Here is a 13851-nt window from a genome sequence, read left to right on the forward strand (position 1 = left end):
GCATGGCGGCCTGATTAAGGCTTGTTGCCAGTTGGGAAGGGCCAAGCAGCTTGTGGAGCCAACACAGTTTTGGCCACAGGCGCTGTGGTTTCTGCAGCAGGAGCAGCGGCCTTCTTGGCAGGAGCAGCAGCCTTCTTGGCAGGAGCAGCAGCCTTCTTGGCAGGAGCAGCGGCCTTCTTGGCAGGAGCAGCAGCCTTCTTGGCAGGAGCAGCAGCCTTCTTCGCAGGAGCAGCGGCCTTCTTCGCAGGAGCAGCGGCCTTCTTCGCAGGAGCAGCGGCCTTGGCAGTCGTTGCAGCCTTCTTAGGCGCAGCGGCCTTGGCAGTGGTTGCCGCCTTCTTAGGCGCAGCAGCCTTGGCAGTCGTTGCCGCCTTCTTAGGAGCAGCAGCCTTCTTCGCAGGAGCAGCGGCCTTGGCAGTGGTTGCAGCCTTCTTAGGCGCAGCGGCCTTGGCAGGAGCTGCAGCCTTCTTCGGTGCTGCGGCCTTGGCAGTCGTTGCCGCCTTCTTAGGCGCAGCGGCCTTGGCAGGAGCTGCAGCCTTCTTCGGTGCTGCGGCCTTGGCAGTCGTTGCAGCCTTCTTAGGCGCAGCAGCCTTGGCAGTGGTTGCCGCCTTCTTAGGAGCAGCGGCCTTGGCAGTGGTTGCAGCCTTCTTAGGAGCAGCGGCCTTGGCAGTGGTTGCAGCCTTCTTAGGAGCAGCGGCCTTGGCAGTCGTTGCAGCCTTCTTAGGCGCAGCGGCCTTGGCAGTCGTTGCAGCCTTCTTAGGTGCAGCAGCCTTGGCAGGAGCAGCAGCCTTGGCAGGAGCAGCAGCCTTGGCAGGAGCAGCAGCCTTGGCAGGAGCAGCAGCCTTGGCAGGAGCAGCAGCCTTTTTAGGTGCAGCGGCCTTGGCAGGAGCAGCAGCCTTTTTAGGTGCAGCGGCCTTGGCAGGAGCAGCAGCCTTTTTAGGTGCAGCGGCCTTGGCAGGAGCAGCAGCCTTTTTAGGTGCAGCGGCCTTGGCAGCAGGAGCTACCTTCTTGCTTGCTTCGGTCTTGGTTACGGGGGCAGCCTTTTTATCAGCCGCTTTCTTTGCAGTTGCCATCGTTTTCTCCTTCATCAATTTGCACACAGCGTTTGCGTAATCGAGCTTAAAGAGCGATTACGAGCCATCGCGACGTGGAGTGGTTCGACGCATGGACACACAAACGCCCCATGCCATCACCTGTAGAAATAATTTGTGATGGCATGGGCGCATTATGAATTCCATTGCAGGAGTTTGCGAGGCTTTATAGCGACTTAATCCCAAGAAAGTGCGCCGCCGGATTGGTATTCGATCACGCGTGTCTCAAAGAAGTTACGTTCTTTCTTCAAATCGATCATTTCACTCATCCATGGGAACGGATTTTCTTCACCAGGAAAAAGCTCTTCGAGCCCGATCTGTGTCGCGCGCCGGTTGGCGATGTAGCGCAGATAGCCTTTGAACATGGATGCGTTCATGCCGAGCACGCCGCGTGGCATGGTGTCTTCGGCATAGGCGTATTCCAGGTCCACGGCTTGGCGAAACAGCGCGTTGATTTCTTCTTTGAACTGCGGTGTCCACAGGTGTGGATTTTCGAGTTTGAGCTGGTTGATCAAGTCGATGCCAAAGTTGCAGTGCATGGACTCGTCACGCAGGATGTACTGGTACTGCTCGGCAGCGCCCACCATCTTGTTTTGGCGGCCCAGTGCCAGGATCTGTGTGAAGCCCACATAGAAGAACAGTCCCTCCATCAGGCAGGCGAAAACAATCAGCGACTTCAGTAGGGTCTGGTCGTTTGCGGCAGTGCCCGTGTGGAAGTGCGGGTCCATGATCGCTTCGATGAAGGGGATCAAAAACTCGTCCTTGTCGCGGATCGATTTGATCTCGTTGTAGGCATTGAAAATCTCGCCTTCATCCAAGCCAATCGACTCCACGATGTACTGGTAGGCATGCGTGTGGATGGCTTCTTCAAACGCTTGGCGCAGCAGAAACTGACGGCATTCGGGCGCGGTGATATGGCGGTAAGTCCCTAGAACAATGTTGTTCGCAGCCAACGAGTCGGCCGTTGTAAAAAAGCCCAGGTTGCGTTTGACGATGCGTCGTTCGTCCTCGGTCAGGCCATTGGGGTCTTTCCACAGCGCGATATCGCGTGTCATGTTGACCTCTTGCGGCATCCAGTGGTTGGCGCACGTTGCGAGGTATTTTTCCCAGGCCCATTTGTATTTGAAGGGCACCAGTTGGTTCACATCGGTCTTGGCGTTGATGATGCGTTTGTCCGCCGCATTCACGCGTTGCTGGGTGCCTGCTGGCGCGGTAGATACGGCAGTCGATGGGGATGTGGTTTCGTCATCAAAACTCAGCATGTGGTACTCCCTGTGGTAAGCAAAGGTGCAAAAAAGTGAGCTGGCTGCGCTTGCTGTGCTAAGGGTTTTAAGCAGTGATGCCTTGAACCCTTGGTGCTTTGCGCGCTGGCTGCTATGAAATCAATGAACGCTTTATTGGCAGGCTTCGCAGCCTGGGTCATCGATGGCGCAGAACTTCACGTCGGTTGCTGTAGCGCCGGTGCTGGCCCGCGCTGCGGCGGCGGCCCGGTCCAGCGCGCTGGAGGTCTCGACCGCAGCGGGTGACACCGCATTGAGCGCACGGCTTTGCACTGTCGATTTCTCTGCCGCTGTGGCGCTGGTGGTGCGCAGGTAATAGGTGGTTTTCAGGCCGCGCAACCAAGCTAGCATGTAGGTGTCGTGCAATTTCTTGCCGGAGGCCCCGGCTATGTAGATGTTCAAACTCTGGGCCTGGTCAATCCACTTCTGGCGGCGTGCAGCGGCTTCCACCAGCCAGCTCGGCTCCACCTCAAACGCGGTGGCATACAGCTGTTTGAGGTCCTGCGGCACGCGGTCGATGGCGCGCAGCGAACCATCGAAGTGCTTGAGATCCATGACCATCACGCTGTCCCACAAGCCCAGTTGCTTCAGGTCACGCACCAGGTGCTGGTTGATGATGGTGAATTCGCCCGAGAGGTTGGATTTGACCGACAGATTGCCAAACGAGGGCTCAATCGACGCATCCACACCGACGATGTTGGAGATGGTGGCCGTGGGCGCAATGGCGACGCAGTTGCTGTTGCGCATGCCATCGGCCTGGATTTTCTGGCGCAGCAACGCCCAGTCCAGGCGCTGGCTGCGGTCCACATCAACATGGCCGCCGCGCTGCTGGGACAGCAGCTCCAGCGAGTCCAGCGGCAAAATGCCTTGCGACCACAAGGAGCCGGCGTAGCTGGAGTAGCTCCCGCGTTCCTTGGCCAGCTCGGTCGATGCCCAGTAGGCGTAGTAGCAAATGGCTTCCATGGATGTGTCGGCAAATGCCACGGCGGCATCGCTGGCGTAGGGGGTGCGCATGGCATACAGCGCATCCTGAAAACCCATCAAACCGAGGCCCACCGGGCGGTGGCGCAGGTTGGCATCGCGGGCCTTGTCCACCGCGTAGTAGTTGATGTCGATGACGTTGTCCAGCATGCGCATGGCCGTGGTGATGGTCTTGCGCAGCTTGGCGTGGTTCAGCTGCCCTTTTGTAATGTGCTGTGCCAGATTGACGGAGCCGAGGTTGCACACCGCGGTTTCGCTCTCGCTGGTGTTGAGCGTGATTTCCGTGCACAGATTGGACGAATGCACCACACCGACATGCTGCTGGGGGCTGCGGATGTTGCAGGGGTCTTTGAAAGTGATCCAGGGGTGGCCGGTCTCAAACAGCATTGAGAGCATCTTGCGCCAAAGGTCCATCGCCGGTACGGTTTTGAAGAGCGGTAGCTGTCCGTTCGCTGTCTGGGCTTCGTAGGCGGTGTAGGCCTTGGCAAAGTCCTGGCCGTAGCGATCGTGCAGATCGGGAACGTCGCTCGGGCTGAACAAGGTCCATGTCCCTTTTTCCATCACACGCTGCATGAACAGATCGGGAATCCAGTTGGCCGTGTTCATGTCGTGCGTGCGGCGGCGGTCGTCGCCCGTGTTTTTGCGCAGCTCCAAAAACTCTTCGATGTCCAAGTGCCAGGTTTCCAGGTAGGCACAGACCGCGCCTTTGCGCTTGCCGCCCTGGTTGACGGCGACAGCGGTGTCATTGACCACCTTCAGGAAAGGCACCACGCCCTGTGATTCGCCGTTGGTGCCTTTGATACGGGCCCCCAAGGCGCGCACCCGCGTCCAGTCATTGCCCAGGCCACCCGCATATTTGGACAGCAAGGCGTTTTCTTTGAGTGCGTCATAGATGCCGCCCAGGTCGTCCGATACCGTGGTCAGGTAGCAGCTTGAAAGCTGCGAACGCAGCGTGCCGCTGTTGAACAGCGTGGGCGTGGACGACATGAAGTCAAAGGACGACAGCAGCTCGTAAAACTCGATGGCGCGGGCATTGCGGTCGTCCTCATGCAGTGCCAGGCCCATGGCCACGCGCATGAAGAAAGACTGGGGTAGCTCAATGCGTGTTTTACGCACATGCAGGAAGTAGCGGTCATACAGGGTCTGCAGGCCCAGATAGTCGAATTGCTGATCGCGCTCAGCCTTCAAGGCGGCAGCAAGCCGTGGCAGGTCGAACTGCAGCAGCGCGGGGTTGAGCAGCTCGTTGTCTACGCCTTTTTGTACAAAGCCGGGGAAGTAGTCGGCATAGGCGGTGGGCATGTCTGCGGGCTGCACATCGCGCTCCAGCACTTCGCGCACGATGGTGTGCAGCAGCAGCCGGGCGGTGACATAGGTGTAATCCGGGTCGCGTTCAATCAGGGTGCGTGCCGCCAGAATGGCCGCCTTGTAGACCTCGGCCAGCGGCACCCCGTCGTAGAGATTGCGCAAGGTTTCTGCCACGATGGGCGCGGGGCTGATGTCGGCGTTCAGGTCGTGGCAGGCGGCGGCGATCAGTGCTTGCAGGCGTGCTTGATCCAGCGGCAGGCGCTGGCCGTGATCGGTCACGTGCAGCGTGGGGCGAGGGGCTGCTGCCGCTGCGGCCTCTTCAGCGGCTTTGTGCTTGGCGGCCGCACGTTCTTGGTTGCGTGCTTCGCGGTAGAGCACGTAGGCGCGGGCGACATCCTGATGGCCGCCGCGCATCAGTGCCAGCTCCACGTGGTCTTGCACGTCTTCAATGTGGAAGGTGCCGCCTTCGGGGCGCGAGCGCAGCAGCGCGCGAACGACGGTATTGGTCAGCGCCTCCACCGTTTCACGGATGCTGATGGATGCAGCGCCTTGTGGGCCACGCACGGCCAAAAAGGCTTTGGTGACCGCGATGGCAATTTTCTGGGGCGCAAACGGCACCACATCGCCGCTGCGGCGAATGATTTGGTAATGGTCAATCACCGCAGGGATGCCGGGTGTGGCGAAGTCAGCGTGCGCGCTATCCAGAGAGTGGTGCATGAAAGGCCTCTTGGTGCTGGTCTGGTGCAGCGGCAGGTGTCTGCACACATGGAGAGAAGCACAGGCAGTGAAAAATCTACCTGTGGTGTTTTGTGTTTATTAAAAACACCATGGGTAGTATTTGTGCGTTGTTTAAAAAACGCAAAGTGGCGTTTCAGCTACCCGGCCAGAGTTGCAGTTGACAGGCGTGCAGGCGTTGCAGGTGGCGCGTTTGTGCCGCCAACGTCAGCGTGCATGGGGCCTAACGCAGGAAAGTGGCGTGCAGGCCTTGTGTGGTGCGACAGACCCAGACGCAAAAAACATAAAAACCCAGTGCGCTGATATGGTTATAAGCGCTATATGTATGTGTTTGTTTCTTTTTATAACGCTATATCTAGTGTTTTTTTTGTGTGGTGCATGCCCATGGAAATTCAAAAAAAAGAGCGCTTTGCGCGCTCTGTGGAAGGTTTTTGAATCTATTACTGCATCAAGCCCACTGTTTCTGGGTGCTAGCTGCTCATGTTTTGGATGGAAGCTGCAATTTCAATCCATGCAGCAAAGTTTGCAGCTTGGGCCAGTCAAAACCAGGGCCGGGGTCTTGCTTGCGGCCAGGGGCAATGTGCTCATGCCCGGCGATCTGGGTAACGGGGTATTGCTTTGCCAAGGCATGGCACAGCTGGCTCAGTGCCTGGTACTGCGCTGATTCAAACGTCAGCCCTTCAAGGCCTTCCAACTCGATACCGATGGAGAAGTCATTGCAGTTGGTGCGCCCGTTCCACTGCGATTGGCCGGCGTGCCAGGCACGGTCATCACAGCTGACAAACTGCCAGACCACACCGTGGCGGGTGATGAAAAAGTGGGAAGACACCTCCAGCCCCCGAATGCCTTGAAAGTAAGGGTGGGCATCCCAGTCCAATTGATTGGTAAACAGCTGTTGCACGCAGCCGGTGCCGAACTGCCCCGGCGGCAGGCTGATGGAGTGCACCACGGCCAGATCCACGCAGATGCCCGCAGGACGCGGCCCGAAGTTGGGCGACGGCAGGTGCTGGGCACTGGAGAGCCAGCCTTGCTGCCAGGTGGGGGAGGGGGTCTCGGTGTTACGCGTCATACAGCGCATTGTCGCTGGATGACTCGCTGTCTTCGGGGGAGAGTGAAATATTGAGGCGCGCGATACGGTAGCGAATCTGGCGCAGGCTGATGCCCAGGCGTGCCGCAGCCGCGGTGCGGTTGAAGTTGCACGCTTGCAGGGCACGCAGCAAGATGGCGCGCTCTTGCTGGTCCAGCCAGGCTTGCAGATCGCTGGGCAACGGCTCGCAGGTCTGTGTGTGGACGGTGGTGGGTGGAATGGGAGATTCCTGCTCGGTGTTGGCCGAGGTGGCGATCTCTTCATTCAACGCGATGGAGCGGTGCAGCAAATTCTCAAGTTCGCGCACATTCCCCAGCAGCGGTTGTTGCTGCAACTGGGCCAGCACCTGCTCGGACAGCGGCAGCGGGGCCGCCATGCCATCACCTGCGATGCGTTGCAGCAGGGCGCTGCACAGGGCTGGCAAATCTTCGCGCCGCTCGCGCAGCGGCGGGATGGGGATGTCGATCACATTCAGGCGGTAGTACAGGTCCTGGCGAAAACGCCCAGCTTGTACATCGGTGGCCAGGTCGCGGTGGGTGGCGCTGACAATGCGCACATCCACCGGCTCTTCCTGCGTGGTGCCCAGTGGGCGCACGCAGCGCTCCTGAATGGCGCGCAGCAGCTTGGCCTGCATGGGCAGTGGTAGCTCGCCAATCTCATCGAGGAACAAGGTGCCGCCGCGTGCGGCGCTGAAGAAACCTTCGCGATCGGTGGTGGCGCCGGTGTAGGCACCCTTGCGTGCGCCAAAAAACTCGGCCTCCAGCAGATGTTCCGGAATGGCGCCGCAGTTCACGGCCACCCAGGGGGCGTGGGCACGGTGGCTGCATGCATGCAGCGCACGGGCCACCAACTCTTTGCCAGTGCCGGACTCGCCCGTGATCAGTACGGGGGCCATGCTTTGGGCCACCTTCTGGATGCGTTGTTTGACTTGCTGCATGGCCACCGAATGGCCCACCAGCCGGTCCAGTGCTGCCGAGGCATTCAGCAACTCTCCCGTGCCGCCGCTCGGAGGCTGGGTGGCGGTGGAGGGTGCCGCTTGCGGCGCGGCAGCGGCAGCCTCGCTTTGCACGGCCGACGCCACCACGGTGCGGAACTGCTTGAGGTCCACCGGCTTGGTCAGGTAGTCGAAGGCCCCATAGCGCAGGGCCTCGACCGCGTTCTCGGCAGAGCCGTAGGCGGTCATGACAATCGCACGCTCCTTGCGGCGTTGCTCACGCAACTCGCGCAGCAACTCCATCCCCATGCCGTCGGGCAGGCGCATGTCTGTGATCAAGACATCAAACCGGCAGATTTGCAGCTGCGCGCGTGCCTCGGCCAGGGTGCCGGCTGTCTCGACGCGATAGCCTTCGCGCAGCAGTGTCAGCTCATAGAGCGTGCGCAGATCCGGCTCATCGTCAACAACAAGAATGGTGGCGGGGGAGGTTCGCATGCCCCAGATCAGATCACAACCGGATCAAACAGGGAAGCGTTGGCTGAGTGCAGCACTCGGCCACGAAAGTGCACGGTGAAGGCATTGCCAGATTGCATGCCACGGGCTGTCAGGCGGTCGATGCGGCTGTAGCTGATGTTGCCGCCGTGGCGTTGGCACAGCTCGCGGCAGATATACAGGCCTAGTCCGGTGGAGCGGCTTTGCGAGGAAAAAAAAGGCTCAAACAAGTGCTTTTGCACCGAGGCTTCTACGGCAGGTCCTTCGCTCCAGACCTGAAACCAGAATTGCTCATCGGGGCCCATGCCCGAGAGCAGTTGCAGCGCATCTTCATGAAGGCCCTGGCAATGGCGGGCCGCGTTATCGAGCAAATTCACCGCCACGCGGCGCAGGTGCTCGCTGTCAAATGCAACATAGGCGTGTGCACATTGGGGGCTGAAGACACCCTGTGTACATGCAGTGTGCTGCTGGCGCCACTCTTTCCAGATGTGCTCCAGCTCCTCATCCAGTGCCAGGGTGCGGGAGTCGCTGTGCTGGATTTGCTGCTGTACGCGCGCAATGTCCAGCACATCTTCGGCAATGCGTGCCAGGCGCTGGGCATTCTGTTCCACCATGTGGCTCAGGCGTTGCTGGGGGGCTTGCGTGAGTTCTTCGGCCAGCAAAGCGTTGGCCTGCACGATGGCCGCCAGCGGGTTGCGGATTTCATGCGCCACGGCGGCTGACATGCGGCCCATGGCCGCCATTTTTTCGGTGCGCAGGCGCGCCTCGACTTCCCGCAGATCATGCAGGAACATGACGCACAACCAGGCGTGCGGCGCCAGGACACTGTCCGGGGTGTTGTCATGCTCCAGCTCAGGTATCAGCACATCGTGGTCGAAGTGCGTGGTCAGCCAGGTGCGTACATACAGCCCGGTCGGGCTTTGACCGGCGGGCATGAGGTGAATGTGCTGGCTCAGCGCCTGGCCGCAGGCATAGGTTTGATCCACCAGGTCCCGCAGGGGCTGCCAGTCGCCATGCTGCAAATTGTGCAGTCCCAGAGGTGCGGGCACCCCCAGCAGCTCACAAGTGGCGGGGTTGGCCATGCGGACCTGGTATTGCTTGTCGACCACCAGCACACCTTCGGAGAGGTTGGCCACAATCAAGCTATTGACCTGGGCCTGGGTCAGTGCAGCCTGGCGGTTGGCACGTGCTTGGCGCTCTTGGTAGGCCAGGCGCTGGGCCAGCTGGCGCGTCAGGTAGGCCACGGCAAAAAAGCCCGCGCACACCAGCGCGGTCTGCATGTACTCCTCGCTGGTGGTGCTGCCCGTACGCAGGGCGTGAAGAATGTCGATGCCTAGCAAGATCAAGGTGATGCCGGCGGTGGTGGCCAGTGCAAGGCGCATTGTGCCAAGCACCGCCACGGTCAAGATGGGCAGCGCCAGCAAAGGCGTGTAATGCATCTTGCCGGTTTGCATTTCTTGCAAAAAGCAGATAGCCAGCACATCGGAGGCCAGCAGCAGCAGCCATGGCCAGCGCCAGTACGTGGCCGGGGGCTTTTGGTGCAGCACCACCCAGCCCAGCAGGGCGATGACCAAATAGCCGGTGGTGAAAAGCCACAGCCAATGCGTGCTGGGCGGCAGGCCGGTGGACGTCCAGGTCTGGGTGGCGAGCAGTGCGATCAGCAGGGTGGCAACCAGGACCCGTGCTGAAAGAAAAGCCTGCCAAAGCCGGCGTGCACTGTGAAGGGGAAGTGTGGTCACGTGAGGCAGGCAGGTGAGGTGGTAAGAACTAGCGCGGGCCGAGGTGGCGGTGCTCGGTGCTGCAATAGTGATTGCGGTCCGGGCTGGTGATGGCATCGCTGGCAGGCAGGTGCAGCCCGCAGTGCGCGCAAGTCACCATGTCTTCGGGGTTGCGCAGGCGCGGTTTGGGGGCGGGCGTGGGTGGCGTCACCTTGCGGCGGTTATTGCGCCAAATGCCGATGGCGATGATCACGACCAGCGCAACGATTAAATACTTCATGACAAGCGCCCCAGCATGACGACTTCCAAAACAAAACGTGAGCCCGCATAGGCCAGCAGCAACAGCGCAGCCCCAGCGTAAATCAGGTGCACAGCATGGCGGCCGCGCAGGCCAAAGCGTGAGCGACCGATCAGCAGACCGGCAAACGCGATCCAGGCCAGCAGCGAAAAGACGGTTTTATGGTCCCAGTGCCAGGCGCGGCCATACAGCGACTCGCCAAACAGCCAGCCAGCCAGCAAGGTGGCGGTGAGCAGCACAAAGCCCGCAGTTACAAAACGGAAGGTCAGGCGCTCCAGCATCAGCAGGGGCATGCCGTTTTCGTCATTGACGGCGCTGCGCATGCGGCGTTCGGCGCGGGACATCAGGCCTGCATGCACCACGGCAGCGGCGCACAGTCCATACGAGGCAATACCCAGGGCCAGGTGCAGCGGCAGCCATGCCGAGACGTGCACGGCTATCGGTTTGCCCGGGAACAGCTGCGACAGCAGCACGGCGATGGCGCCAAGCACCGAGAGCACGCCCACCGCGCGCATGCGGGGGTAGAGCTGTTGCTCAATCGCATACATGGTCAGCATCAGCCATGCCGTCATGGACAAGGCCGGGGCAAAACCAAAGCGCGCCGGGGTGGCGATCAGCCCTGCGGCCACGGTCAGCAAGTGCAGGATCCAGGCGGAGCGCATGGCGATGCGCGTGTGGCCCTCTGCCAAGCGCTGGGCACCAAAGGCGGGGACGAGGTAGGCCACGATTGATGCCAGGGCCAAAGCCATGGCCCAAACCGGTGTGCCGACGAAAAATTGGGTGGAAGACTCCATGTCTGCAATCATAGCTGCCCGCCTGCGTGCTGCAGCAGCTGTTGCGTGCAGACCTTGCTGGGTCATCGTGCGTGTGTACTTGTCGGGGGACAGGGCGTGCCGCGTGGGCAGCGGGTAGAATTGACAGCTTGTTTGTACAGGGCTGCCCGCGGCGGGCAGTACGGGCTTGGCCCCCTGCCCCAGGCGCCGGGCCCACCGGGTTCAGCCGCACACGGCGCACAGTTTCTCTCTTCGGACACATCTGCTTATGGCATCCGCACTCACCGACAAACTCTCGCGACTCGTCAAGGAGATGCGTGGCCAGGCCCGCATCACCGAATCCAATGTGCAAGACATGCTGCGCGAAGTGCGCATGGCCTTGCTGGAAGCGGACGTGGCCTTGCCCGTGGTGCGTGATTTCATCGCCCGGGTCAAGGACAAAGCGCTGGGCCAGGAAGTGCTGGGCAGCTTGAAGCCTGGCCAGGCACTGGTGGGGATTGTGAATGCCGAGCTGGCCGCCACCATGGGCGAAGGCGTGGCAGACATCAACCTGAATGCACAGCCCCCCGCCATCATCTTGATGGCCGGTCTGCAAGGTGCCGGTAAGACCACCACCACGGCCAAACTGGCCAAACACCTGATTGAAAAGCGCAAGAAGAAGGTGCTGACCGTCTCGGGTGACGTGTACCGCCCTGCGGCGATTGAACAGCTCAAGACCGTCACCGCCCAGGCCGGTGCGGAATGGTTCCCCTCTACGCCCGACCAAAAACCGCACGACATCGCGGTGGCTGCCCTGGACTACGCCAAGAAGCACTACTTTGATGTGCTGCTGGTGGATACGGCGGGCCGTCTGGCCATTGACGAGCTGTTGATGGCCGAAATCAAAGATTTGCACGCCACCCTGAACCCGGTGGAAACCTTGTTTGTGGTCGATGCCATGCAAGGTCAGGATGCGATCAACACCGCAAAAGCTTTCAAGGAAGCGCTGCCGCTGACTGGTATCGTTTTAACAAAGCTGGACGGTGATTCGCGCGGTGGTGCTGCGCTGTCTGTGCGCCAGATCACCGGTGCGCCTATCAAGTTTGCCGGTGTTTCTGAAAAGCTCGATGGCTTGGAAGTCTTCGACGCCGAGCGCCATGCGCAGCGCGTGCTGGGTATGGGCGACATCGTGGCCTTGGTGGAGCAAGTCACCAAGGGCGTGGACATGGAAGCCGCGCAGAAGATGGCCGAGAAGCTCAAGAGCGGCGACGGTTTTGACCTGAACGACTTTTTGGCGCAATTGCAGCAAATGAAGCAAATGGGTGGTCTGTCCAACCTGATGGACAAGCTGCCGTCCGAGATGATGGAAAAGGCTGGAGCCGTTGACATGGACAAGGCCGAGCGCGAAGTCAAGCGCAAGGAAGGCATCATCTGCTCCATGACCATGAAGGAGCGCAAGCGCCCCGAGATCATCAAGGCCACCCGCAAAAAGCGCATTGCTGATGGCGCGGGCGTGCAGGTGCAAGAGGTCAACCGCCTGCTCAAAGAGTTTGAGCAAATGCAGACCATGATGAAGAAAATGAAGGGCGGCGGCCTGATGAAGATGATGAAGAAGATGGGCGGCATGAAAGCCATGAAGGGCATGATGGGCGGCGGTGGCATGCCCAAGCTGCCTTTCTAAAGCATTGCCGCACGGCCCCTGTAACCGCATCGCTTCACAGCCATGCGGTTTTTTTTGCCCGTTCATTAAAAAAGAGAGCTGCTGGCGCTGGTGAAATCTGTGGTTTGCATCGATTTGTATCTGAATGGCTGTATGCATCAGTGCAAGCAGCTCTTCTTTTTTACTTTTCCAAGGCATTTGCCCATAATGCAACGCATGCACGCACCATCTTCTTCTGACCCACAGCCACTGTCTTTGCGCCGTACCTGGTTGTTGCTGGGGGCGGCGGCCGTGCTGGCCGGTTGCGCCAGCGGGACGCGTGAAAGCGGTGCACGGCGCAGCAGTGCAGCAACGTCGGGCACGCGCAGCGCTGGCTCGCGCTTGCCAGTAGGCGCGGATGCCTTGCAACTGCATGGCGATCTGCGCGAAGCCATGCTGGCGCGCACCATGCTGGTGGTGAATACGCCGTACACCTACGGTGGCAACTCGCCCGAAGGTGGGTTTGACTGCAGTGGGTTGATTCAATGGGCCGTCAAAGGCATTCATGAAGGGCGCCTGCCGCGTACCACCTCGCAGTGGGCGCAGTCCAGCGCGCCAGTGCAGGGCCGGGGCCTGGAGCGTGGCGATTTCGTGTTCTTCAACACCTTGGGCGGTGCGTACTCGCACATGGGCATTTTTGTGGGCAATGGCCAGTTTGTGCATGCCCCCTCCAAAGGCGGCACCGTGCAGCGTGTGCGCATGGACAACGTCTACTTCGCCAAGCGATTCACCGAGGCGCGCAGCATCTTTGCATAGGTCCCGCTTGCGGTATTGCCTGACAGACAGGGCAATGCGGCATGGTCAGCATGTCCTTTTTGGAGGATTGAGCCATGCCTGTGAAACAAGCCATCCATCGACCTGTCCTCGGCATTGCCGCCGCGCTGGCCCTGCTGTCGGGTTGTGAAGATACGGGTATTCAAATGCGTGCAGATACCTTCCCCATGGGGCAGGCCGCGCATTTTGATCAGCCACCGCCGACCCAACCGATATTCGGCTCGAACAAGTTCTTGCGCAGCAGCGATGTGCTGCCGCTGGCCAAGGCTGACATTCGGGAGCCCCTGCCTGCGCTGGTGCCTTTGCCGGCAGCGGTGGCCAATCAGCCCGTGGTACAGCCCCAGGCCAGTACGGCAGAACCTGCAGAAAAGCAGGGTGGGGTGACCCCAGCAGCGGGCATGGCGGCTGTCATCACCAATGCCCAGGGCGACGGGGAAAAGAACAAGCTGGACGGCGGTGTCACCAAGTAGCGCCCCAGCAGGCAAAGAAAAACCCCGCAGCGTTTGCACACTGCGGGGTTTTATGTTTTGGTGGTCATAGTGGGACTTGAACCTACGACATCAGCATTATGAATGCTGCGCTCTAACCAACTGAGCTATACGACCGAACTCTGGTGGTCGTAGTGGGACTTGAACCTACGACATCAGCATTATGAATGCTGCGCTCTAACCAACTGAGCTATACGACCAAGAGAACGCGATTATATAT

The 13851-nt window shown here is 60.2% G+C and carries 11 protein-coding genes and 2 tRNA genes; 3 read left to right on the top strand and 10 right to left on the bottom strand.

From position 1 onward, the window contains the following. Positions 1 to 14: 14 nt before the first annotated feature. From AC27VO_RS02495 to AC27VO_RS02530, 8 genes are all read right to left on the bottom strand, one after another. Complete coding sequence (locus AC27VO_RS02495; protein ID WP_488665123.1) at positions 15 to 1070, bottom strand: hypothetical protein; 1056 nt, start codon at positions 1068 to 1070, stop codon at positions 15 to 17. 194 nt (positions 1071 to 1264) lie between these two features. Further along, the gene (locus tag AC27VO_RS02500) at positions 1265 to 2350 is read right to left on the bottom strand and encodes a ribonucleotide-diphosphate reductase subunit beta (protein ID WP_488665124.1); all 1086 of its coding nucleotides are present in this window, start codon (positions 2348 to 2350) and stop codon (positions 1265 to 1267) included. Between the two features lie 132 nt (positions 2351 to 2482). Continuing rightward, positions 2483 to 5371 carry a ribonucleoside-diphosphate reductase subunit alpha gene (locus AC27VO_RS02505; RefSeq protein WP_488665125.1) on the bottom strand — a complete coding sequence of 963 codons (2889 nt, stop codon included), beginning with the start codon at positions 5369 to 5371 and terminating at the stop codon, positions 2483 to 2485. Between the two features lie 496 nt (positions 5372 to 5867). Further along, a complete protein-coding gene (gene ampD / locus AC27VO_RS02510) occupies positions 5868 to 6458 on the bottom strand; it encodes a 1,6-anhydro-N-acetylmuramyl-L-alanine amidase AmpD (RefSeq protein WP_488665126.1) in 591 nt (196 codons plus the stop codon). Further along, positions 6448 to 7905, bottom strand: a complete 1458-nt coding sequence (locus tag AC27VO_RS02515) for a sigma-54-dependent transcriptional regulator (protein ID WP_488665127.1) — start codon at positions 7903 to 7905, stop codon at positions 6448 to 6450. The genes ampD and AC27VO_RS02515 overlap by 11 nt, the downstream gene beginning before the upstream one ends. Positions 7906 to 7913: 8 nt before the next feature. Then, entirely contained in the window at positions 7914 to 9641 is a 1728-nt protein-coding gene (locus AC27VO_RS02520; protein WP_488665128.1) for a sensor histidine kinase, read from the bottom strand. Positions 9642 to 9669: 28 nt separating this feature from the next. Beyond that, on the bottom strand, positions 9670 to 9900 hold the full coding sequence (locus AC27VO_RS02525) for a PP0621 family protein (RefSeq protein WP_488665129.1): 231 nt from the start codon (positions 9898 to 9900) through the stop codon (positions 9670 to 9672). Continuing rightward, positions 9897 to 10712 carry a cytochrome C assembly family protein gene (locus AC27VO_RS02530; protein ID WP_488665130.1) on the bottom strand — a complete coding sequence of 272 codons (816 nt, stop codon included), beginning with the start codon at positions 10710 to 10712 and terminating at the stop codon, positions 9897 to 9899. Before AC27VO_RS02530 ends, AC27VO_RS02525 begins: the two co-directional genes overlap by 4 nt. 247 nt (positions 10713 to 10959) lie before the next feature. Between AC27VO_RS02530 and ffh the strand changes: the two genes are divergently transcribed. The 3 genes from ffh to AC27VO_RS02545 all read left to right on the top strand — a co-directional run bounded on the left by ffh (position 10960) and on the right by AC27VO_RS02545 (position 13613). Next, the gene (gene ffh / locus AC27VO_RS02535) at positions 10960 to 12351 is read left to right on the top strand and encodes a signal recognition particle protein (RefSeq protein WP_488665131.1); all 1392 of its coding nucleotides are present in this window, start codon (positions 10960 to 10962) and stop codon (positions 12349 to 12351) included. Positions 12352 to 12546: 195 nt separating this feature from the next. Next, positions 12547 to 13125 (top strand): C40 family peptidase, encoded by a 579-nt coding sequence (locus tag AC27VO_RS02540; protein WP_488665132.1) that lies wholly within the window; start codon positions 12547 to 12549, stop codon positions 13123 to 13125. A gap of 74 nt (positions 13126 to 13199) precedes the next feature. After that, the gene (locus AC27VO_RS02545; protein WP_488665133.1) at positions 13200 to 13613 is read left to right on the top strand and encodes a hypothetical protein; all 414 of its coding nucleotides are present in this window, start codon (positions 13200 to 13202) and stop codon (positions 13611 to 13613) included. A gap of 58 nt (positions 13614 to 13671) precedes the next feature. Here the strand turns inward: AC27VO_RS02545 and AC27VO_RS02550 are convergent. Next, positions 13672 to 13748: transfer RNA gene (locus AC27VO_RS02550), tRNA-Met, on the bottom strand. Positions 13749 to 13754: 6 nt separating this feature from the next. Further along, positions 13755 to 13831 (bottom strand) — tRNA-Met (locus tag AC27VO_RS02555). Positions 13832 to 13851 lie beyond the last annotated feature (20 nt).

It is taken from the genome of Comamonas sp. 14P8.1.4 (assembly GCF_057799285.1).

Coding starts and splice junctions, on each gene's coding strand:
- AC27VO_RS02495 (WP_488665123.1), bottom strand. CDS start 1,070: ATGGCAACTGCAAAGAAAGCGGCTGATAAAAAGGCTGCCCCCGTAACC.
- AC27VO_RS02500 (WP_488665124.1), bottom strand. CDS start 2,350: ATGCTGAGTTTTGATGACGAAACCACATCCCCATCGACTGCCGTATCT.
- AC27VO_RS02505 (WP_488665125.1), bottom strand. CDS start 5,371: ATGCACCACTCTCTGGATAGCGCGCACGCTGACTTCGCCACACCCGGC.
- ampD (WP_488665126.1), bottom strand. CDS start 6,458: ATGACGCGTAACACCGAGACCCCCTCCCCCACCTGGCAGCAAGGCTGG.
- AC27VO_RS02515 (WP_488665127.1), bottom strand. CDS start 7,905: ATGCGAACCTCCCCCGCCACCATTCTTGTTGTTGACGATGAGCCGGAT.
- AC27VO_RS02525 (WP_488665129.1), bottom strand. CDS start 9,900: ATGAAGTATTTAATCGTTGCGCTGGTCGTGATCATCGCCATCGGCATT.
- AC27VO_RS02530 (WP_488665130.1), bottom strand. CDS start 10,712: ATGGAGTCTTCCACCCAATTTTTCGTCGGCACACCGGTTTGGGCCATG.
- ffh (WP_488665131.1), top strand. CDS start 10,960: ATGGCATCCGCACTCACCGACAAACTCTCGCGACTCGTCAAGGAGATG.
- AC27VO_RS02540 (WP_488665132.1), top strand. CDS start 12,547: ATGCACGCACCATCTTCTTCTGACCCACAGCCACTGTCTTTGCGCCGT.
- AC27VO_RS02545 (WP_488665133.1), top strand. CDS start 13,200: ATGCCTGTGAAACAAGCCATCCATCGACCTGTCCTCGGCATTGCCGCC.